Annotated in this window: 18 protein-coding genes; 16 read left to right on the forward strand and 2 right to left on the reverse strand. The window is 46.1% G+C overall.

Going from position 1 to position 22203, the window contains the following annotated elements:
* Positions 1-200: 200 nt before the first annotated feature.
* The 3 genes from rexB to AC3E8G_RS09800 are packed head-to-tail and all read left to right on the forward strand — an operon-like array spanning position 201 to position 7461.
* Entirely contained in the window at positions 201-3479 is a 3279-nt protein-coding gene (gene rexB, locus AC3E8G_RS09790; RefSeq protein ID WP_490677627.1) for an ATP-dependent nuclease subunit B, read from the forward strand.
* The gene (addA, locus tag AC3E8G_RS09795; RefSeq protein WP_490677628.1) at positions 3476-7159 is read left to right on the forward strand and encodes a helicase-exonuclease AddAB subunit AddA; all 3684 of its coding nucleotides are present in this window, start codon (positions 3476-3478) and stop codon (positions 7157-7159) included. The genes rexB and addA overlap by 4 nt, the downstream gene beginning before the upstream one ends.
* Positions 7156-7461, forward strand: a complete 306-nt coding sequence (locus AC3E8G_RS09800) for a DUF4298 domain-containing protein (RefSeq protein WP_490677629.1) — start codon at positions 7156-7158, stop codon at positions 7459-7461. The genes addA and AC3E8G_RS09800 overlap by 4 nt, the downstream gene beginning before the upstream one ends.
* A gap of 317 nt (positions 7462-7778) precedes the next feature.
* Here the strand turns inward: AC3E8G_RS09800 and AC3E8G_RS09805 are convergent, their stop codons facing one another.
* Positions 7779-7949: a DUF3042 family protein gene (locus tag AC3E8G_RS09805; RefSeq protein WP_003002781.1), complete on the reverse strand. Its 171-nt coding sequence runs from the start codon at positions 7947-7949 to the stop codon at positions 7779-7781.
* A gap of 83 nt (positions 7950-8032) precedes the next feature.
* On the opposite strand from AC3E8G_RS09805, the gene miaA reads away from it, so the two are divergent.
* The 8 genes from miaA to AC3E8G_RS09845 are packed head-to-tail and all read left to right on the forward strand — an operon-like array spanning position 8033 to position 14135.
* On the forward strand, positions 8033-8923 hold the full coding sequence (gene miaA / locus AC3E8G_RS09810; protein WP_490677630.1) for a tRNA (adenosine(37)-N6)-dimethylallyltransferase MiaA: 891 nt from the start codon (positions 8033-8035) through the stop codon (positions 8921-8923).
* Positions 8910-10160 carry a GTPase HflX gene (gene hflX, locus AC3E8G_RS09815; protein WP_048788917.1) on the forward strand — a complete coding sequence of 417 codons (1251 nt, stop codon included), beginning with the start codon at positions 8910-8912 and terminating at the stop codon, positions 10158-10160. Before miaA ends, hflX begins: the two co-directional genes overlap by 14 nt.
* Entirely contained in the window at positions 10144-10764 is a 621-nt protein-coding gene (locus AC3E8G_RS09820; RefSeq protein WP_061563860.1) for an HIT family protein, read from the forward strand. Before hflX ends, AC3E8G_RS09820 begins: the two co-directional genes overlap by 17 nt.
* A 10-nt stretch (positions 10765-10774) precedes the next feature.
* The gene (gene rnz, locus AC3E8G_RS09825) at positions 10775-11704 is read left to right on the forward strand and encodes a ribonuclease Z (protein ID WP_233331605.1); all 930 of its coding nucleotides are present in this window, start codon (positions 10775-10777) and stop codon (positions 11702-11704) included.
* A gap of 28 nt (positions 11705-11732) precedes the next feature.
* Complete coding sequence (locus tag AC3E8G_RS09830; RefSeq protein ID WP_233331604.1) at positions 11733-12224, forward strand: DUF7832 domain-containing protein; 492 nt, start codon at positions 11733-11735, stop codon at positions 12222-12224.
* A 28-nt stretch (positions 12225-12252) separates the two neighbouring features.
* Positions 12253-13008 (forward strand): SDR family NAD(P)-dependent oxidoreductase, encoded by a 756-nt coding sequence (locus AC3E8G_RS09835; RefSeq protein WP_154858353.1) that lies wholly within the window; start codon positions 12253-12255, stop codon positions 13006-13008.
* A 10-nt stretch (positions 13009-13018) separates the two neighbouring features.
* Positions 13019-13729 carry a methyltransferase domain-containing protein gene (locus AC3E8G_RS09840; RefSeq protein WP_490677631.1) on the forward strand — a complete coding sequence of 237 codons (711 nt, stop codon included), beginning with the start codon at positions 13019-13021 and terminating at the stop codon, positions 13727-13729.
* 1 nt (position 13730) lies between these two features.
* Complete coding sequence (locus AC3E8G_RS09845) at positions 13731-14135, forward strand: GNAT family N-acetyltransferase (protein WP_233331601.1); 405 nt, start codon at positions 13731-13733, stop codon at positions 14133-14135.
* Between the two features lie 326 nt (positions 14136-14461).
* Here the strand turns inward: AC3E8G_RS09845 and AC3E8G_RS09850 are convergent, their stop codons facing one another.
* On the reverse strand, positions 14462-16390 hold the full coding sequence (locus AC3E8G_RS09850) for an Ig-like domain-containing protein (RefSeq protein WP_233331600.1): 1929 nt from the start codon (positions 16388-16390) through the stop codon (positions 14462-14464).
* Between the two features lie 577 nt (positions 16391-16967).
* Between AC3E8G_RS09850 and recJ the strand changes: the two genes are divergently transcribed.
* From recJ to AC3E8G_RS09875, 5 genes are all read left to right on the forward strand, one after another.
* Complete coding sequence (recJ, locus tag AC3E8G_RS09855; protein WP_490677632.1) at positions 16968-19181, forward strand: single-stranded-DNA-specific exonuclease RecJ; 2214 nt, start codon at positions 16968-16970, stop codon at positions 19179-19181.
* Positions 19181-19774 carry a TipC family immunity protein gene (locus AC3E8G_RS09860; protein WP_490677633.1) on the forward strand — a complete coding sequence of 198 codons (594 nt, stop codon included), beginning with the start codon at positions 19181-19183 and terminating at the stop codon, positions 19772-19774. The genes recJ and AC3E8G_RS09860 overlap by 1 nt, the downstream gene beginning before the upstream one ends.
* A gap of 157 nt (positions 19775-19931) precedes the next feature.
* On the forward strand, positions 19932-20444 hold the full coding sequence (locus AC3E8G_RS09865) for an adenine phosphoribosyltransferase (protein ID WP_003002788.1): 513 nt from the start codon (positions 19932-19934) through the stop codon (positions 20442-20444).
* A gap of 101 nt (positions 20445-20545) precedes the next feature.
* Complete coding sequence (metA, locus tag AC3E8G_RS09870; protein WP_129268966.1) at positions 20546-21490, forward strand: homoserine O-acetyltransferase MetA; 945 nt, start codon at positions 20546-20548, stop codon at positions 21488-21490.
* Positions 21491-21499: 9 nt separating this feature from the next.
* Positions 21500-22186, forward strand: coding sequence for a DnaD domain-containing protein (locus AC3E8G_RS09875; protein ID WP_490677634.1), 687 nt, complete (start codon positions 21500-21502; stop codon positions 22184-22186).
* The last annotated feature ends 17 nt before the right edge of the window (positions 22187-22203 follow it).

Here is a 22203-nt window from a genome sequence, read left to right on the forward strand (position 1 = left end):
AAAAGCTGATGAAATCAGCGTAGTAGAGCCCACTCAACCACTGCGTCTTGCTCGATAATCCAAAGACAATTGAGAGGCTAGTACTTTTGTCCCAGCCTCTTTTTTATCTGCTCTGAATCTCCTGAATGATGGGAAAATCCCTGTAGAAAAGGCGCAAAGATGGTATAATAGAACTATCATTTTACAGGAATCATTACATTATGAAATTAGTCTATACAGATATTCGAACCCCTTTAACCCAGGTCTTGGTGGATGAGGCCAATCGATTGGTTGAAGAAGGGAAGCGGGTCTTTTATATCGCGCCCAACTCTCTATCTTTTGAGAAGGAGCGCAAAGTCTTGCAACTCCTAGATCAGAAGGCTTCTTTTGCCATCACCATTACGCGCTTTGCTCAGATGGCACGCTATTTTACACTTAATGAAAGCCACCAGCAGCAGTCGCTCGATGATATCGGTCTCGGCATGCTCTTTTTTAAGGTGCTTTCTCAAATGCCGGATGAAGAGCTCAAGGTTTATGCCCGTCTTAAGAAGGATCCCCAGTTTATCCAACAATTGATCCAGCTCTTTCATGAGTTGCAGACAGCCCAGATGACAGCATCCGACTTGGACGCCTTGCCAGATCAGGAGAAGAGAGAAGACTTGACCCATATCTTGAAGGCTGTTCAAGACCAGTTAGTAGCAGGTTCTTTTGACTCTGAGTCTAAGTTGGCTAGTTTTGCCTCTCACCTTGTCAAGGGAGATTTGGATGAGGAGTTAAAAGACTTGGCTCTAGTGATTGACGGCTTTACCCGTTTCTCAGCCGAGGAGGACTACCTAGTTCATTTACTGCACGACAAGGGCGTCGAGATCATTATTGGGGCATACACCAGTGAGAAAGCCTATCGCTCGAGCTTTCGTGAAGGAAACCTCTACCAGGCCAGTGTGGACTTCCTGCTAGACTTGACTAGGACCTACCAGGTCACGCCAAGCTATGTCGGTCAAGGAAAAGAGGATGCCTTTAGTCGTATGACGCGGATCTTGGAAGCTCGTTATGACTTTACAGAGGTAGAGGGTGAGCTGTCTGATCAAGATCGAGAAGCAGTAGAGATTTGGACCTGTAACCATCAAAAGGAAGAATTAGAGGCGGTAGCCCGCTCCATTCGCCAGCGTCTGTATGAGGGAGTTCGTTACAAAGATATTCGAGTCCTCTTGGGGGATGTGGATGCTTATCAGCTCCAGCTCAAGACCATCTTTGACCAGTATCAGATTCCCTTTTATTTTGGAAAGAGTGAGTCCATGTCCCAGCATCCCCTTGTCCAATGGGTGGAATCCTTGGACCGTCTTCGTCGCTATCGGTTTTTGACCGAGGATGTGGTCAATCTCTTGAAGACGGGGCTCTATGGGACGCTAACACGAGAGGACATCGACCATTTCGAACAATATGTTCGCTTTGCAGAGATTAAGGGTCTGGCTGCCTTTTCTCGTGACTTTACGGCCAACCACCAGGACAAGTTTGACCTAGAGCGTCTCAATCAGATTCGCCAGCAGGTCATCAGCCCCTTGCAGGAATTTTATAAGACCAAGAGCCAGACCAGCCAGGGCCTACTGAAGAAGTTTGCCCATTTTTGCCAAGAGGCGCAGCTGGCGCAAAACATGCAACAGTTAGCCAGTCGTGGTTCAGAGCAGGAGATGGAACGTTATGACCAGGTCTGGAAGTCCTTTAGCCATGTGCTAGAACAATTTGCCCAGGTCTTTGATCAAATCAAGGTGACCTTAGATGATTTTCTTAGCCTTCTCTTGTCAGGGATCTTGTTGGCAAGCTATCGGACAGTCCCAGCGACAGTGGATGTAGTGACGGTTCAGTCCTATGATTTGATTGAGCCCTTATCAGCTCCTTATGTTTATGCCATTGGCTTGACCCAGGAGCGCTTCCCTAAGATTGCCAAGGACCAATCCTTGCTGACAGATGAGGAGCGTCAGGTCTTGAACCAAGCTTCAGACGAACAGGCTAATCTCCAAATTGCCAGTCAGGACAACTTACGGAAGAATCGCTTCGTCGCCCTATCTCTCTTCAATGCAGCCACCAAACACTTAGTCTTGTCCAGTCCTATCCTTGTCAATGAGGTGGACGATAAGATGTCCCCTTACTTGCTTGAGCTGACCAAGGCACCGCTTACTCTACCTGTCATTGAGAAGAAGGCAAGGGCTTCTAGTGAAGATATGGGGACTTACCAGGCCCTCTTAGCTCGACTGATTGAATTGCACCAGGGAGAAATTGACCAGGAGTTGAGCAAGGAAGAAGCGACCTTCTGGGCAGTTGCCATTCGCGTCCTTCGGAAGAAATTAGCTTCAGAAGGCTTGCATATCCCGCAATTCAGCCAAAGCTTGACGACCAAGGTCTTAGAGGATGAGACGCTGGAAGTCCTTTATCCAAAAGGGCAGGCTCTATCTTTGTCTGCCTCAGCTCTCAACACCTACTACCAAAACCAATACAGCTATTATCTCCACTATGTCCTAGGTTTGCAGGAGGAGTGGCACTTGCGCCCAGACGCGAGAAGCCATGGGAATTTCTTGCACCGTATTTTTGAACGGGTGCTGAAAGATCCTTCAGAAGGGGATTTTAATGAGCGCTTGAACAAGGCCATTCGCGAAACCAGCCAGGAGACAGAGTTCGCTCTCCTTTATCAGGAGAATGCTATGGCCACTTTTTCAAAAGAATTGCTCCTGGATACAGCTCGGGCGACTGGTCGTGTCCTCGCTCATAATGACAGTATTGAAACCATTGGAGAAGAAGCTCTCTTCGGCAGAGAAGATCGTCCCTTCTTAACCTTAGAAGATGGTCGTCCGCTCTTGGTCAAGGGCAAGGTCGATCGGATTGACAGGCTGTCTGATACAGGAGCTTTGGGAGTGGTGGACTACAAGTCCAGTGAGACCAAGTTTAACTTTGAGAAGTTCTTTAACGGTCTCAACTCCCAATTGCCAACTTATCTATCTGCTATCAAAGACTTTCAGGCTTTTGATCCTGACAAGGGGATTTTTGGAGCCATGTACTTGCAAATGGTGGATCCTTTGGTGCCTCTCAAGGATACCAAGGCGGTCGAAGATGCTGTCCAAGTGGTTCTAAAATCCCAGCAGTACAAAGGGCTCTTCTTGGCGGATCAAGCTAGCCAACTAGGGGAGAGCTATGAGAAAAACAAGGCCATGTTGCTGAGTCAAGAGGAGCTAGATCTGCTCTTGCTCTATAATGCCCATCTCTATCAACAAGCAGCCCAGGGCATCTTATCGGGAGACTTTGCTATCAACCCTTATACTGAAAATGGTCGAAGCATTGCTCCGTATGTAGAACAATATAAATCGATTACGGGATTTGAAGCCAATCTCCACCTAGGACAAGCTCGCTTCTTGGAGAAATTGGACCCAAGTCAGTATGATAAACGCCCAGTCGGTGACAAGCTCCGTCAGGCCTGGATAGAAAAAATGAAGGAGGAATTGAATCAATGAAACCACTTGAATTTTTAAGTCCCAGTCAGATTCAAGACCTCCAAATCCAGGAGGCCCAGTCTGACAAGGATCCAAAGCGGACACCTGAGCAGATAGAAGCCATCTATTCGTCAGGAACCAATATCCTAGTCTCAGCTTCGGCTGGTTCTGGGAAGACCTTTGTCATGGTCCAACGGATTCTAGATCAATTGCACAGAGGGATTTCTATTCAGCAATTGTTTATCTCAACCTTTACGGTTAAGGCAGCAACTGAGCTTAAGGAACGGCTGGAAAAAGAGTTGGAGAAGAGCCTCAAGTCTACCAAGGACGAGGAGCTTAAGCACCACCTGGCCCAACAAATTGCAGAATTACCAACTAGTGATATCGGAACCATGGATGCCTTCACGCAGCGACTGGTCTCCAAATATGGCTATTTATTAGGCCTATCGCCGACCTTCCGCATTCTCCAAAGTGCCAGCGAGCAGTCCTTACTCAAGAATGACTGCTTCGAGCAAGTCTTTGAGCGCTTTTATGAGGAGCAAGGGCCTGACCGCCTCTTTAGCCGCTTGGTTAAGAACTTTACAGGCAAGGGCAAGTCGCTAGCTGGTTTTAAGGACCAGGTCTATGCCCTAGTAGACTTCTTACAATCCACTGCGGATCCTCTCGCCTGGTTGGAGGAGTCCTTCCTCAAAGGCTATCAGGATCTGGACTATGATGAAGCCTTGCACCAGTTAGCCCAAGAGGTGAAAGAACAACTCTTTGAATTGGAATCTTTCTTTACCTTCCATCTGGCTAATGAAGGACAAGCATTTTCAGGGGCCAAGTACCAAGAAAATGTGACCGCTATTCAAGACTTGATTGCCAGTCTCAATGAGAAATCCAGCCAGGAAGCGATTTTTGAGGTCTTGGAGCGGGTGGTCTTAATCTCCCGTGCCAGTGGAGGACGAAGCCTGACCATCACGACGCGAAAAGAAGACCTGAAAGAGCTAGCGACTGCCTTCAATGACGAACGCAAAGAACGCATCGAAGCCTTGCGGGCTGCAGCTTCCCAGCACTACCAGCTAACCTATCAGATTCGCTTCAAGGATGAACCCTTGCCTTTGCTAGTATTGCTCAGGGACTTTGTCCAAGCTTTCTCCACCGCTTATTTGGAGCGCAAGAAGCAGGAAAATGCCTTTGAATTTGGCGACATCAGCCATTTTGCCATCCAGATTCTAGAAGAATTTCCTCATATCCGCAAGCTCTATCAGGAGCGCTACCACGAGGTTATGGTCGATGAGTACCAGGATACCAACCACACCCAAGAGCGGATGTTGGAGCTCTTGTCCAATGGGCGCAACCGCTTCATGGTGGGAGATATTAAGCAGTCTATCTACCGCTTCCGTCAGGCGGATCCCCAGATTTTTAATGACAAGTTTAAGGCCTACCAAGAAGAAGGGGCAGATGGCAAATTGATTCTGCTCAAGGAGAATTTCCGTAGCCATGTAGAGGTTTTAGAAGCGACCAACCATGTCTTTGAACGCCTCATGGATGAGGAAGTTGGAGAAATTCTCTATGACCAGAGCCATCGCTTGATTGCGGGCAATCCAGAGAAGAAGGAGCCAACGCCTGCCTATGAGACGGAGTTCCTGCTCTATGATGGCAGTCAGGAAGTGGATGAAACAGGTGAAGACGAGGAGCAAGAAGGGGATAGTCTATCCTCAGGTGAAGTCCTTTTTGTCATCAAGGAGATCATCCGCCTCCACAATGAAGAGGGGGTACCTTTCAAGGATATGACGCTTTTAACGGCTTCTCGGACCCGGAACGACAAGGTTCTTTCAGCCTTTGAAGCCTATCAGATTCCTATCGTTGCGGACGGGGGAGAGGAAAACTACCTCCAGTCGGTTGAGGTCATGGTCCTCTTGGATACCCTCCGTACCATTAACAATCCCTTACAGGACTATCCTTTGGTGGCCCTCATGAAATCAGCCATGTTTGAATTTGACGAGGACCAGTTGGCCCGTTTAGCCTTACAGAGAGGTGAAGGCAAAAAAGCAGAGAATCTATATGAGAAACTGCAGCATGCCTTAGACCAGACTGGAAGTGCTCCTCAGTTGATCGATGCGAGCTTAAGAGACAAACTCACTCGCTTTATGGAGACACTAGATGCCTGGCGTGACTACGCCCAGACGCATTCTCTCTATGATCTGCTCTGGAAGATTTATCAGGATCGCCACTATTATGATTATGTGGGTGCCTTACCAAATGGAGCCCAACGGCAGGCCAATCTCTATGCCTTGACCCTTCGGGCAAATGACTTCGAAAGCTCTAGCTTCAAGGGCTTGCCTCGCTTTATTTCCATGATTGATAAGATCTTGGAAAATCAGCACGACTTGGCCAATGTTGCCCAGGCAGTTCCTAAGGATGCTGTCCAGCTTATGACCATCCATAAGAGCAAGGGACTTGAGTTCCCCTATGTCTTTATCCTTAATACCGATAAAAAGTTTGTCGGAAAGGAACTGTCGACAAATGCCGTGATCAGTCGGAAAAATGGGGTGGGCATCAAGTATATTGCGAATCTCCCTGTCGAGTCTGATCAAGAGGGACTTCCTGAGGCCGTTCGATTGGTCATTGAGACCCTGCCTTACCAGCGAAATGTCGAGGAAATTCGTCTGGCTGCCTTATCGGAACAGATGCGCCTTCTCTATGTCGCTATGACCCGGGCAGAGCGCAAGCTTTATCTGGTGGGCAAGGGCCGGCAAGATAAATTGGAAGAGAAAAAATGGGGAGCCAGTGTCAATGGACGCTTAAGTCCAGCTCTTCGCAAGGAAATCAATTGTTTCCAAGACTGGCTCTATGCTATCCAAGCCGTCTTTGCCCAGCAACATTTGGCCTATCAGACACGCTTTGTGACCGACCAAGACTTGACGCCGGAGCAAATCGGTCACTTGGAGGTTAAGACGTCCCTCCCAGTCGATGACCTCAAGGACAATCGCCAATCAGAAGAGATTCGCCGTGCCCTGGATGTCTTAGAATCTGTGGACCGGCTCAACACCCAGTACCAAGCAGCTATCCAACTCCCTAGTGTGCGGACTCCAAGTCAAATCAAAAAATTCTATGAACCTATCCAAGATACCGAAGGAGTGGACCTCATGGAAAAAGTGGACGTCCCCTTACCAAGATTTGAGTTTCCAAAATTCGGCAAGGAAGAAGCTGTGACAGGAGCAACAGTCGGTAGTGCCCTGCACGAACTGATGCAACGGATCCCATTGACGACGATTCCAACCATGGAGAGCCTAGCAATGGTCCTCCAAGAGGTCAATGCCAGCCCAGCTGTCAAGGAGCGAATCGACCTTAAGAAGGTCTTGGCCTTCTTCCAGACTGACTTGGGCCAACTTTTGCTCAAGGAGGCAGACAAGGTTCATCGTGAAGCACCCTTTGCCATGCTCAAAACGGATCCAACTAGTGGTCAGGACTTTGTGGTCCGGGGGATCTTAGACGGTTACCTCCTTTTGGAAGATCGGATCCTGCTCTTTGACTACAAGACAGACCGTTACCGCAACCCTCAGGACTTGCTAGATCGTTACCATGCTCAACTGGAGCTCTACGCGGAAGCCCTCCGACGCTCTTATGGGGTGGACCGGCTTGAATCCTATTTGATTTTACTGGGTGGTGAGCAGCTGCAAGTCGTTTCTCTAGCAGATAGAAAGGATCCATCATGACGCCTATCGAACGAATCCAAGAGATGGAAAGCCATCTCAAGGTCTACCAAGGCTTAATCGAAGAGCTTGAAGCCTGTTTGCAACGAGTGGAAGCTGGCCAGTCTAGCTATATCGCCCTTCGTGATTACTACACTAGCCAGGTCTACATGGACGATGTCGAATTGTCCAACCAGCAAGACTTCCCTGAAGAGGTCTACTGTGGAGTCTTATCGGAAGATGCCGTCTACGATTTGTTGGACGAGCACTACCAAAAGGCGGTAGAGATGCTAGACCTTGCCACCAAGATGTTGAAAGAACGATAAGAACACAAAAAAACTCCGGTTTTCCGGAGTTTTTAGATTAAAGATAAATTCTTCTGAAAAACTTTCCTTAGGTGAGTACGGACGTCAGCGAACTTCTACGAAGTTCCATGACTTAGTTTTGGACCTAAGGTTCCAAACCTCCCGTGTGCTAGAAACAATCGTGTTTCTAGCACTTTTCTCACAGCGGAAAGTTTTTGACTTGCTTAAAATCTTAAATAATAAATAACTTTTTTGAAAAAATTATCTAGCTAGTAATGTAAAAATAGTTTGTCTACATTCACAAAAAAACTCCGGTTTCCCGGAGTTTTTTCTTTTGATTAGTGTGATACACGACGACGTGCTGCTTTTTTGCGGTTTTCTTCGATGAAAGCTGCTTTTTGTTCTTCAGGCTCGATTACTTTTTTCTTGAATGTGTAAACTGCACCTGCTACAGCAGCAACTGTACCAGCAACACCAGTAACAAAACCTTTACCAAATCCTTTAGCCATGAGAATTTCTCCTTTTTAGAACTTTAAATTTTTATGTTATAATATATGGTAACGAAAAAATGCGATTTTTGCAAGGAAAAACGATGAAAAACAAGATAATTGTGATAGTGGGACCGACCGCTGTTGGGAAAACAGCCCTCGCTATCGAGGTGGCCCAGCGCTTTCAGGGGGAGGTCATCAGCGGAGATAGCCAGCAGGTCTACCGCACCCTAGATATTGGAACGGCCAAGGCTAGTCCAGAAGAGCAGGCAGCAGCTCCCCATCATCTGATCGATGTCCGCGAGGTGACAGATACTTACTCAGCCTACGATTTTGTGACAGAAGCCAGCCAAGCCATCGAGGAGATTCAAGAACGAGGCCACCTTCCTATTATTGCTGGAGGGACAGGCCTCTATGTCCAGAGTCTCTTAGAAGGTTATCATCTAGGAGGGGATGTTGCCCACGAGGACATTCTAGCCTATCGGGAGTCCTTGTCCCCTCTCACTGATGAAGAACTGTTTGATCGAGTAGCAAAAGAGGGAATTGAAATTCCGCAGATCAATCGTAGACGAGCAATGCGGGCCTTGGAAATCTCCCATTTCGGTCAGGACTTGGAAAATCAAGCTCCAGCCTATGAACCCTATATCATTTGTCTAGACGATGATCGCCAAGCCTTGTATGACCGCATCAATCGACGGGTGGATCTCATGGTTGAGCAGGGCTTGTTAGAAGAAGCCCAGTGGCTCTATGACAACCATCCTGAGGTTCAGGCTGCGAAAGGGATTGGCTACAAGGAGCTCTTTCCTTATTTCAAGGGGGGGCAAAGTTTAGAAGAGGCTCTTGAACAGCTCAAGCAAAATACGCGCCGTTTTGCCAAGCGCCAGTTGACTTGGTTTCGCAATCGGATGACAGTTCATTTTTACCAGATTGGAGAAGAAGGCTTCAAGGAGCGGGTTCTTCAAGATATAGAAAGATTTTTAGATGATAGAAACTGAGAAAAAACAGGAGCGGGTCCTCATTGTCGGTGTCGAACTTCAAGGCATGGAGAACTTTGACATGTCTATGGAGGAGTTGGCCAGTCTAGCCAAGACAGCTGGGGCAGAAGTCGTCGGCGTCTACACTCAAAAGAGGGAGAAGTACGACAGTAAGACCTTTGTCGGCTCTGGGAAGCTAGAAGAGATTGCCCAAATGGTCGATGCGGATAAGGTTTCGACCGTTGTCGTTAACAACCGTTTGACCCCTCGCCAGAATGTGAATTTAGAAGAAATTTTGGGTGTGAAGGTCATCGACCGGATGCAGCTGATTTTGGATATCTTTGCCATGCGGGCTCGGAGCCACGAAGGCAAGCTCCAGGTTCATCTAGCCCAGCTCAAGTACCTTTTGCCTCGTCTCGTGGGTCAAGGGATCATGCTTAGCCGTCAGGCCGGGGGGATTGGTTCCCGTGGACCGGGAGAAAGTCAGTTGGAGTTGAACCGCCGGAGTGTCCGCAATCAAATCACCGATATCGAGCGTCAACTCAAGGTGGTCGAGAAGAACCGTGAAGTGGTCCGGGAAAAACGCCTAGAATCCCCCATCTTTAAGATTGGCTTGATTGGCTATACCAACGCTGGCAAATCAACCATTATGAATGCCTTGACCAGTAAGACCCAATACGAGGCAGATGAACTCTTTGCGACCTTGGATGCCACCACCAAGAGCATCCATCTAACAGGCAATCTACAAGTAACTCTGACAGATACAGTTGGTTTTATTCAGGACTTGCCGACAGAGTTGGTGACCAGTTTTAAGTCGACCCTGGAAGAAAGCAAGAATGTGGATCTCTTGGTCCATGTCATCGATGCCTCTGATCCCAACCATGAAGAGCATGAAAAGACAGTTCTTCAGATTATGAAGGATTTGGAGATGCTGGAGATTCCACGCTTGACTCTCTACAATAAGGCTGATAAGGTCGAGGACTTTACACCGACCCAGACACCTTACCGCCTGGTTTCGGCCAAGGATCCCGATAGTCGGACTAAACTGCAGGACATTCTACTTGAAAAGATGCAGGAGCTCTTCCATCCCTTTACGATTCAGGTTCCTTTTGATCAAGCCTACCGCATCCATGAATTGGAGACCATTGCCATATTGGCTGAGCGTTCCTATGAGGAGACTGGTGAGGTCATAACAGGCTACATCGCCCCTAAAAATGCATGGAGACTAGAGGAGTTTTATCATCATGGATTATCTTAATATCGCTCTCAGCTATGGGGGCTATACCAGTCTAGACAAGGTCTATTTGGAGCGGGTCTTAGCGGGATTGACAGAAGAGCAAAAGCTCCAGTTTATCACGCCACCGCCCAGTGTAATCAATGCCTACTTCGCTGAGCTTTACCAAAAGAAGAGCCCCGATGCAGCAACAGACTACTATGAACAAGTCACTGAGGTCTTTGATCTCTATCAGACCAGTCCCAGCTTCGAGGAGGACAAACCCTTTGTCCGTCTCAATCTCTCTGGCAAGGCCTATGGCTTTTGCTACCGAGAAAAGGGATTAGCTCAAGTCTTTGCCCAGCAAGCAGAAGCCATCAGCATGGACCTCTTGTTTGAGATTGCGCAAATCTTCCCTCACTACCTGGTATATGATGAGGAAGGCTTCATCTTGATGCGTCATGTTACGGATCAAGAGGTGGTGGATACCAAGGAGTTGTCACCTCTATCTAATCTTGAAGAGTTGGCAGATGGCAGCATCCGCCTGACTGGCTACAACCAGGACGAATTGGCTCAATTAGCTAAGGCCTACCCAGGAAAAATCGCCGTTCGATCAAAAAATCGGACTGCTATGATCTATATTAGTTAGAAAGAATACAATGGAAATTCAATTTTTAGGAACGGGTGCGGGACAGCCGTCCAAATCTCGTAATGTCTCAAGTCTAGCCCTCAAACTCTTGGATGAAATCAATGAAGTTTGGCTCTTTGACTGTGGGGAAGGAACGCAAAACCAAATCTTAGAAACCAGCATCCGTCCTCGAAAGGTCAGCAAGATTTTTATCACCCACTTACATGGGGACCATATCTTTGGTTTGCCAGGTTTCCTCTCTAGTCGCGCCTTTCAGGCCAATGAAGAGCAGACCGATCTAGAGATTTATGGACCGGTTGGGATCAAATCCTTTGTTTTGACCAGCCTTCGGGTTTCCGGTTCACGCTTGCCTTACAAGATCCATTTTCATGAGTTCGATGAAGGTTCTCTTGGAAAAATCATGGAGACTGATAAGTTCACGGTCTATGCCGAGGCCTTGGACCACACCATCTTCTGTGTCGGCTACCGCGTCATGCAGAAGGATTTGGAAGGGACCCTCGATGCAGACAAACTCAAGGCAGCAGGGGTTCCTTTTGGACCACTCTTTGGTCAGGTCAAAAATGGCCAAGATGTTACCCTGGAAGATGGCACCAAGATCATTGCTGCGGATTATATCTCAGCCCCTCGACCGGGTAAGATCATCACCATCTTGGGCGATACCCGCAAGACCAATGCCAGCGTCAGACTTGCCGTCAATGCAGATGTCCTAGTGCATGAGTCTACCTATGGCAAGGGCGATGAGAAGATTGCTCGTAAGCATGGCCACTCGACCAATATGCAGGCGGCAGAAGTGGCGCGTGAAGCAGGAGCCAAACGCCTTCTACTCAACCATATCAGTGCCCGCTTCCTCTCCAAGGATGTCAGCCAATTGCGCAAGGATGCTGCGACTGTGTTTGAGAAAGTCCATGTGGTCAAGGACTTGGAAGAAGTGGAATTGTAATGGTACAGGTACATCGAGAGGAAATAAGATGACAGTTGAAAATCGTTTATTAGATAAGGCAGATTGGTATTTTGAGGACACGGTAAGCAACTATTTGCACAGCTATCAATTACAAAAAGAAGCATTAACCCAAAATGATCTCCGCGAGATTTATCGTTGGGCTGCCAATCATATCGGTTTCTTCGTTACTTGGCTCATTCAGCAGGATGCGAAAGAAACGATGTCTCCTGATGAAGAAACAGCATGTCAGAGTGTAAAAGACGAGCAAACGTTGGGCGTTGATTATCTTTTAGACTGGTGTGATGGTAAGTTGGGAACAATGGATATCAAAGAGGAGTTTCAAGCTTTTGTAACTGACTATTATGAACACCAGTATATGGATGATTATTCTGAATTTGTAATCAATGATTTGGATGACTTGCCTTTAGAATTTTTAGGTAGCTGGGAGGATTATCACCTCTTTGCTCCTATCATTGATGATGCTTATGCTGACTATTTAGCTGGAATAAGATTTCATTAATAGGACCAACCCATTGAAAGGAATAGAGATGCGAACTATCATCATCACAGGCGCGAGCGGAGGCCTAGCACAGGAAATGGTCAAGCTCCTCCCTGAGGACCGGCTCATTCTCCTAGGCAGAAATCAAGAAAAACTAGAACAACTCTATGCTGACCATCCTCAAGTCGAATGCATCGGGATTGATATCACCGATTCCTCAGCCGTCCAAGATTTGGTAGAAGAGCTCTATCAGCGCTATGGACAGATTGATGTCTTGGTCAACAATGCAGGCTATGGGATCTTTGAAGAGTTTGACCAGATTACCAATGAGCAGATCTATGCCATGTTTGAAGTCAATACCTTTGCCCTCATGCAGCTTTCACGCTTGATGGGTGCGCACATGAAGTCAGCAGGCAAGGGGCACATCGTCAATATCGTCAGTATGGCGGGCCTCGTCGCAACTGCCAAATCCAGCCTTTATTCGGCGACCAAGTTTGCAGCCATTGGCTTCTCCAATGCCCTTCGGTTGGAACTCATGCCCTTTGGTGTCCATGTGACGACGGTCAATCCAGGCCCCATTCGGACCACTTTCTTTGATCAGGCAGACCCCGATGGAAGCTATGTCAAGGCCGTGGACCGCTATATTTTGGAACCAGACTTTGTGGCCAAGAAGATTGTGAAGAACTTTGGAAAAGCAAAACGTGAGCTCAATCTGCCTTGGCTTTTGAACCTGACCCACAAGCTCTATACTCTTTTCCCCCGCATCTCGGATAAGCTAGCCAGCAAGATGTTCAATTACAAATAGGAGGAATCAGATGGCAGCCAATATTCAAGCCTATTTAGAAAACCTCCAGCAACCCTGGGGACAGATCTATTATGATATCCTTTTTGAACAATTAAAAGACATCAAAGGCAAGCGGGTCCTTGATTTTGGCAGTGGCTTCGGTCTCGTGGCCAACCACCTGGCGCAAGACAATGAGGTCCTTGCTGTGGAGCCTAATGAGGAAATGGTGGCCTTGCGGACCCAGGACCATCCCTACCAGCAATTGGTCGGGAGTTTGGAACAGTTAGCAAGTCTTGAAGATGCCAGCTTTGATGTCATCCTCTGCCATAATGTCTTTGAGTATGTAGAGGAACGCAAGGTGATTCTTGAGGAATTCACCCGCCTCTTGAAACCAGTAGGACTACTCTCTATCGTCAAGCACAATGAAGTTGGTCGCGTCTTGCAGACCGTCGTTTTTGAAAATGATACTCAGAAGGCCCTCGATTTACTAGCAGGTCAAGATTTGGAAACCCACTCCATGGGCTTGGCTCAGGCTTATGATCTCGGTGCAGTAGTAGAAGATCTAGCCCTCGAAGTTCAGGACTACCAAGGAATTCGAGTCTTTTATGCCTTGCAGGACAATCGCTTCAAGAGCCAAGAAGGCTGGCGAGAGTCCATGCTTGAGATGGAGCTGGCAGTCTGCCAAGAGTCCCCTTACCGGGATATTGCCTTCTTCCAGCACTATAGGTTAAAAAGGAGTTAAGATGTTAGAGTACAAACAAGAGATTCCAGCGATGGCAGACCTAGTCGCACTCTACAGCTCGGTCGGCTGGACCAATTATACCAACAACCCATCTATGCTGGAAGAAGCTGTCAAAGCCAGTCTCTGGCAGTTGGCCGTTTATGATGAGAAAGAGCTCGTCGCCTACATTCGCTTGGTAGGAGATGGCCACTCTGTCCTTTTGGTGCAGGATCTCTTGGTGCGACCAGATCATCAGCGCCAAGGCATTGGAGCAAAACTCTTAGAAGAGGCTTTAAGGACTTTCCCCAATGTCTATCAACGGCTTCTTGTCACTGAACGAAGCGAGAAAAATCTAACCTTTTACCAGTCACTAGGCTTTGTCGAACTGTCAGAGCAAGCCTGTACAGGGATGATTTATATGAAATAAAGAGAGTGGGACAGAAATCGGTAATTCGTTAGAATTCGATTTCGTTGTCCCACCTCCGCACAGTTGAGTAGGGCTGTAAAAGCTGATGAAATCAGCGTAGTAAAGCCCACTCAACCACTGCGTCTTGCTCAACAATCCAAAAATAATTGAGAGGCTAGGACTTTTGTCCCAGCCTCTTTTTTGTAGCGCCTAGGATAAAAAAATAACTAGCTAGTAATAAAATTCTTTTTAAGAAACAAAAAAGAGAGAGAATCACATTCTCTCTCTGGCTATTAGTGACTAGGAGGTGGAGCTAGTGCAAGCTAATAGTAATCATCTGAACTGAATTAGTTATCAGTCATTTTACGTTTTAATACAACGGCACCGGCCAAGACCAATACTCCTGTAAGAACAAGACCTGTTGCGACAACTTCACCTGTACTTGGAAGAAGTTTCTTACGTCCGCCACCATTACCGTTTGGTGTAGGTCCTCCAGGTGTGGTAGTAGTACTATCTTCAGTAGCTTTAGATGTCTCAGGTGTTGTCTCAGGTGTTGTCTCAGGTGTTGTAGAAGATCCTTCAGGTGTTGTTGTAGTATCTGAAGGAGTTGGATTTTCAGTAGTAGTTACTGTAGTGCCAGGGTTTTCAGTAGTAGTTACCGTAGTCGAAGGCTCCTCTGTAGAAACAGATGTAGCAGGAGTCTCAGGCGTAGTAGTTACTGTAGTCTTAGACTCTTCAGTTGTTGTAGTAGTTGAAGTAGTCGGCGCTTGAGTTGTTGTAGTAGTTGAAGTAGTTGGCGCTTGAGTTGTTGTAGTAGTTGAAGTAGTTGGCTCTTCAGTTGTTGTAGTAGTTGAAGTAGTTGGCTCTTCAGTTGTAGTTGTAGTAGTTGTTGTAAATGTCGTAGTAGTGGTTGTTGTAGTCGTTGTAGTTGGTTTGTTTGATGTGTTAATGACCTTGATCACGTTAGCATCATCAATTTTTTCAACTTTTGAAGTGTAACCTTCAGGTGTGTTTGTTTCCACTACTGAGTACTCAATCTTCTTACCGTCTTTGATACCTGGCAAATTCGTAAATGCTGCTTGCCAACCAGAAGCTTTTGTAAGAGTTTGTGTCATTCCTTCTAAAGCTTGGCCGTCAGCATACAATTGAACAGTGATATCTTTACGGTCTGCTTCGCTATCTCCAACCCATTCTTTTTGAACGGTCACAGTTGTGTCACCAGATACCCAGAATTTCAACTCAGTGTTGTTCCAGAAAGCTGGGTCTGTTTGAGGTGTTGTGATTTCGTCAGCTGTCAAGGTAGCGTTGTTGTCAACACGGATAGTTGTTTTAGGAATTAATGTTTGGTATTCAATGATTAATTCTTCGTCCGTAGCTGTTTTGAAGACATCACTGACATCTGACAAGTTCACAGTAAATCCGTTACCGTCTGCATCGAATTTCACATGTTGCCAGAAGTCCCATCCTGAAGCAACTACTTGTCCACCTTTTCTTAATGTGAAGGATGGTTTCAAGTAAGTTCCAACGAAGAATTCACTTGCAGCGTGATTGGCAGCTGGAGCAAAAGTGATTTTTGAGTAATCTACAGCTGGAGCTTGGATTTTATCAGATACAACAGGATTTGTGATGGCTTGTTTCTTACCATCTCCGTTGATACGGATGAACCATTTTGTAAGGTAATAGTCATCTCCAACATTCATCCAAGCATAGTTTTCTGATGCATCAAGTTTGAATGTTTTAGCTACATAGTCACCTGTAAGGTTGTACTTGTTCAAGACAGATTCAAATACGCCAGGTCCGTCAGGACGAGTGATGACAACGGATTCCGAACCGACTTTAGAAGTGGCAGTCTTGTTTCCAGGATTTCCTGGAGTGTTATCCCACACTGCTTGATATGAGAAACCACCCTTAACGTTTTGGTTCATGGATTCGATTGCTTTTTTAAAGGTAAAAGTAATCTTTTTGTCTGTCATCGACAAGGTAGCTACCTCAGCACCGTTGGCTTGAAGTGACTCCGTTGCAAGTTTGGTGATATTGACACCTTCAGGAGCGTCGATAGTAAACGTATCACCTTCCTTAACAGAAATTCCTGTCAAGTCCCAGTCAAAAGAAAAATTGACCTTTTGACCAGATGTCTCTGCTTTAAGGTTTGTAATGGTTGGTGTAACAGTTGCTGCAGAAACTGGCTTAATGATTGACAAGCCAAGAGCAACTACACTAATCATTGCTACAAACGCGAATAATTTTTTATAGAAAGTTTTCACTTGTTCCTCCATTCCTTTTTCCTGGTCTGGAAGTACATCACTTTTTTTCCACACATTTTAAGCGTGTCCAGCTCTATACCGACAAAAAGTCGGCTAGATTTTATGACGGTTATTCTGCTAGGACTGAATGGTAGAGACCATCGTTGTAGCCAGAGAAAAGCGGAAGTCGACTGTGACAGCTTAAAATAAAAAACTGATTGTCCTTTCCACACACAGAATTAATAACTCCAAGGGCCATAAAGTCAAGGATTACAAACCAAGACGGCTGAAAAACCGAACGATCTTTTTCCCTATAATTTTAGGCCTCTTATATTATAATACAATCCTTTGCAGTGTCAAGTAATTTGTATCTAAATAATAAAAAATAGTAGGATTTTTTTATTTGGAGGTATTTTCGTAGATTAAAAAGATTGAAAAGATTGGAAGAAGACTTGTAACAGACGCAGTTTGGGAACTGGGCTAAGCTTGATTTTTAAGACCTGGGATAGAAGATTTTACCCCTACTGATTCAAAGCTAGCTTTCGTTTTCCTGATTTCTGGCTTTCATGTTATAATATGCTGATAAGAAAAACAGGAGACAAGGACCGAGATGATCACGTCAAAATATGAATGGCAGTTTGCTGCGCCCTTTTCAGATGATACTTTTTTGGCGCAAGCAAAGAAGAGAGGATTAGAAGCATCTGCAGCCAAGTTACTGGGAGAACGAGGAATCCAGACGGAAGAGGCGCTGGATCGTTTTCTTGAACCTCGGCTAGAAGATCTGCATGATCCCTACCTGCTTCACGATATGGACAAGGCAGTGGATCGCATTCGCCAAGCCATTGAAGATTATGAACAAATCCTAGTTTATGGAGACTATGATGCGGACGGGATGACGGCCGCTTCTATCATGAAGGAAACCCTGGAGCAGATGGGGGCGGAAGTAGCCGTCTATCTACCCAACCGCTTTACGGATGGCTACGGTCCCAATGCCAGTGTCTATAAGTACTTTATCGAGCAACAAGGGATTTCCCTTATCATCACAGTGGACAATGGGGTAGCTGGTCATGAAGCCATTGAATTGGCCCAAAGCATGGGAGTAGATGTTATCGTAACCGACCACCATGCCATGCCAGAAGTTTTTCCCGATGCCTATGCCATCATTCACCCCGATCATCCAGATGCTGACTATCCTTTCAAACACCTAGCGGGCTGTGGGGTCGCCTTTAAGTTGGCTTGTGCCCTCCTAGAAGAGGTGCCCCTAGATTTCCTTGATTTGGTTGCCATTGGGACTATTGCGGATATGGTCAGTCTGACAGACGAAAACCGCATCCTAGTTAAGTACGGCCTAGGTGTCCTTCGTCAAACCCAACGGATTGGTCTCCAGGAAATGCTCAAACTGGCCTCCATCACTCCTCAAGATGTAAATGAAGAAACAGTTGGTTTTCAGATTGCCCCTCGTCTCAATGCCCTGGGTCGCTTGGATGACCCAAATCCAGCGGTCGAACTCTTGACAGGTTTTGACGACGAAGAAGCGCTGGAAATTGCGCTGATGATTCAAGCAAAGAATGAAGAACGCAAGGAAATCGTCCAAGCTATCTACGATGAGGCCAAAGCCATGGTGGACCCAAGTCTTCCCGTTCAAATCTTGGCAAAAGAAGGCTGGAATCCTGGTGTCTTAGGGATCGTGGCCGGTCGTCTACTTGAAGAGCTTCATCAGCCCATCATCGTCCTCACCATAGACCAAGGCAAGGCCAAGGGAAGTGCACGAAGTCCCGAAAGTGTCCATATTTTTGAAGCCCTAGATCCCCATCGTGATCTCTTTATCGCCTTTGGAGGCCATGCGGGTGCAGCTGGTATGACTCTGGAAGTGGACAAGCTCCCTCGTCTGACTGAGATTTTTTCTGACTATATTGTAGAAAAAGGGATTGACCTGACGGCCAAATCCACACTCTTCGTGGATGAAGAATTGGACCTAGAAGAGCTGAACCTGGATACTTTGAAGAGTTTTGACCGTCTCGCTCCTTTTGGGATGGACCATAAGAAGCCAGTCTTTTACATTCGTGATTTTCAAGTGGAGTCTAGCCGGACCATGGGGGCTGGCAATAGCCATCTGAAGTTGAAGATTCAAAAAGGGGATGCCCGCTTTGATGTCGTGGCTTTTGGTCAGGGCCATTTGGAATTGGAATACTCCCAAGCGAAAAACTTGGAGTTGGTGGTATCCTTGTCCATCAATCAGTGGAATGGACAGACCACCCTGCAACTGATGGTAGTGGATGCCCGTGTAGAAGGAGTCCAGCTCTACAATATCCGAGGAAAAAATGCTCCTCTCCCACAAGCTATCCCACTCTTTAGTCAGTTGGAAGAAGGAGAAGATTGCCCTGCCATTGTCATCGATCGCATTCCAGATGACCTGGCTGACTTGAAAGCCCTCTTCCAAGAACAGAGCTTCCAAGCTGTCTATTTTAAAAATCACCTAGACAAGGCCTATTACCTGACAGGCTACGGCAGTCGCGATCAGTATGCCAAACTCTACAAGACGCTGTATCAGTTCCCTGAGTTTGATATTCGCCATAAGCTCAGCCAACTATCTGTCTACCTCAAGATTCCACAAGTTTTGTTGATCAAGATGATCCAAATCTTCCAAGAGTTAGGCTTTGTCCAGATTGAAAATGGCATCATGACGGTCAATAAGGACGCGGAGAAGAAGGAGATTACCTCGAGTTCCATCTATCAGGACTTGGTGCAGACGGTCAAAGACCAGGAACTCATGGCTTTAGGATCTGTGCAAGAAATCTATGACTATTTAACGGAATCGATTTAATGAACAAGAAGAAAATATTTCTCTGGCTCAGCCCTTTCATCCTTTTTGCCCTCTATTGGCTGGGGATCTACTGGAGTTTGAGAAATCCCATGGAAGAAATCAACTACGCTGAAAATGGCGGCTGGATGCGCTATGTGATGTTTAGGCCCTTTACAGAGACAATCGGGAGTGATCGCATCTGGAAGGAGGATGAAGGATTTCAGTCCTATCCCTATTCAGATGACATCGTTGGTGGTCAGGAAGACCTATCCGTCATGATGTTTCGAGACAGTTCTGAATGGGTTTACTGGTATGAATACCATCTAAACGAAAATGCATACGTTCGGATGTTCTTCGAATACGATTCAACAAATAAGGTGTTCCTCCAAAGGGAAGTCTATCTTTACGAGGATAATCAAACAGTCGAGGGGAGTGATTTCTTACAGAAACTTGCTAGCTACGGTAAAGACCTCACTTGGCTTCGAAACCAAAGCAAGAAGGTCGCCGAACAATACATCCTTGGTACCTGGTTCAAGAATGGTAGCTCGCGCTATTCTTTGAAAAATCTGGGCGATATGACAATCCAGTACAATGAATTGGTAGAAAAGAAGTAAGACATTTTTTTCGAGTCCAATCCCACATCTTTATCGGATGTGGGATTTTGCTTTCTTTGCAGGAGGGTGGGAAAATGATTTAGTAAAAAATGATGCACGTTAGTAGAATTCATGGTATAATGGAATGTAAAAATTTTTTTATGAAAGAAAGTTAACCATGAATTTAAAAGATTACATTGCAAGCATTGAAAACTATCCACAAGAAGGAATTACCTTCCGTGATATCAGCCCTTTGATGGCAGATGGCAATGCTTATAGTTATGCGATTCGTGAAATCGTTCAATACGCAACCGATAAGAAAATCGACATGATCGTCGGCCCTGAAGCGCGTGGATTCATCGTTGGATGTCCGGTCGCTTTCGAGCTCGGTATTGGTTTTGCCCCTGTTCGTAAACCTGGCAAATTGCCTCGTGAAGTCATCTCAGCTGACTACGAAAAAGAATACGGTGTGGATACCTTAACCATGCACGCTGATGCTATCAAACCAGGTCAACGCGTTCTCATCGTCGATGACCTCTTGGCAACAGGTGGTACCGTTAAAGCAACCATCGAAATGATCGAAAAACTCGGTGGAGTGGTTGCAGGTTGTGCCTTCTTGATCGAGCTCGATGATCTCAAAGGCCGCGAAGCGATCGGAGACTACGATTACAAGGTCTTGATGCATTACTAATATAGTTTAGAGCTATATCTAGATAGAGAAAAACCATAATTGAAAACTATATGCTCCTGTCTTATAATAAGAGGTAACAACTTGTAAGATGGGAGCTTTTTATGCCAATTACCTTAGATAAGAAATTACCAGCAGTTGATATTCTTCGCTCAGAAAATATTTTTGTCATGGATGATATTCGGGCAACTCACCAAGATATTCGTCCGATGAATGTTCTGATTTTGAATCTCATGCCGACTAAGGTAGCCACTGAGACTCAACTCTTACGCCTCTTGGCTAATACTCCCTTGCAAATCAACGTGGATTTCCTCTATATGACCAGCCATGAGTCCAAGACGACAGCGGCAGAACATATGGAAGTCTTCTACAAATCCTTCGATGATATTAAAGAGAACTATTATGACGGCTTGATTATTACGGGAGCTCCCGTAGAGAAACTAGCCTTTGAGGAAGTTGATTACTGGGAGGAACTAACAAAGGTCTTTGCTTGGTCGAAACGCCATGTCTTTTCAACCTTGCATCTTTGTTGGGGTGCGCAAGCAGGTCTCTATTACCGCTATGGGATTGAAAAAGTAGCTCTCTGCGACAAGCTCTCTGGGATCTATGAGCAAACAGTCATGAATCCGCAGAACCGCCTAATGCGTGGCTTTGACGATGCTTTTTTGGCCCCTCACTCACGCTATACAGATGTCCCCCTCAAGGAAGTGCTAGAGAAGAGTAACTTGCAAGTCCTGGCTCAGGGGGGTGAAGTAGGACTATCCATCCTGGCCAGTCCAGACCTTCGAGAGGTCTATAGTTTTGGCCATTTGGAGTATGACCGTGATACCTTGGCCAAGGAATACCAGCGGGATGTCAAAGCGGGCTTGAATCCAGACCTTCCAAAGAATTATTATGATCAGGATGACAGTAGTCGGGACCCACGGATGCGGTGGAACTTAGCGGCAGCCAACTTCTTTAGTAATTGGATCAATTATGCAGTTTACCAAGAAACTCCTTATCGTTTGGAGGAGTTAGAAAAAGATATTTCATTTTATGGTTACCTATAAAGGGGTAGTATGACATATTCACAAGCATTTAAGTCGGGCAATTTGGTTTTACCAAGTGCCTTACTTTTCCATTATCACCATTTATTTAAAGACGCAGAGGATTTTCTGGTTTGGCAGTTCTTTTACTTGCAAAACACGACCAACCAATCCAGCCTCACACCGAATCAAATTGCAGATGCGATTGGCAAGTCGGTCACAGAAGTCAACCAGTCCATGTCTCGCCTGACCAATCAAGGTTTGCTCCAGTATCGAACCATTGAGTTGGATGGGGAGATTGAAGTTCTTTTTGATGCGACTGTTGCGCTCGAACGCCTGGATGACTTTCTTCAAAGTAAGACGGAAGTAGCACAGCGTGGGCAAGACAAGCAGGCAGAAAATGAGCTGGCTGATTTGGTCAAAACCTTTGAGCAGGAGTTAGGCCGTTTATTGACTCCCTTTGAAATCGAAGACTTGACGCAGACAGTCAAACAGGACCAAACAGACCCTGATATTGTGAAGGCTGCCTTGAGAGAAGCAGTCTTTAACGGTAAGCCTCACTGGAAATACATCCAGGCCATCCTGCGCAATTGGCGACGGGAGGGCATTACCAGTTTGACACAATTAAAAATCAAGCAACAAGAGAGGGAGGCCCTTCAGCCTGAAAATGTTACCGTTTCAGATGATTTCTTACAGGCCATGGATTTGTGGAAAGATTAAAAAACTAGCACTCATAA

This window comes from Streptococcus sp. SCPM-O-B-15294 (M123), assembly GCF_058200455.1.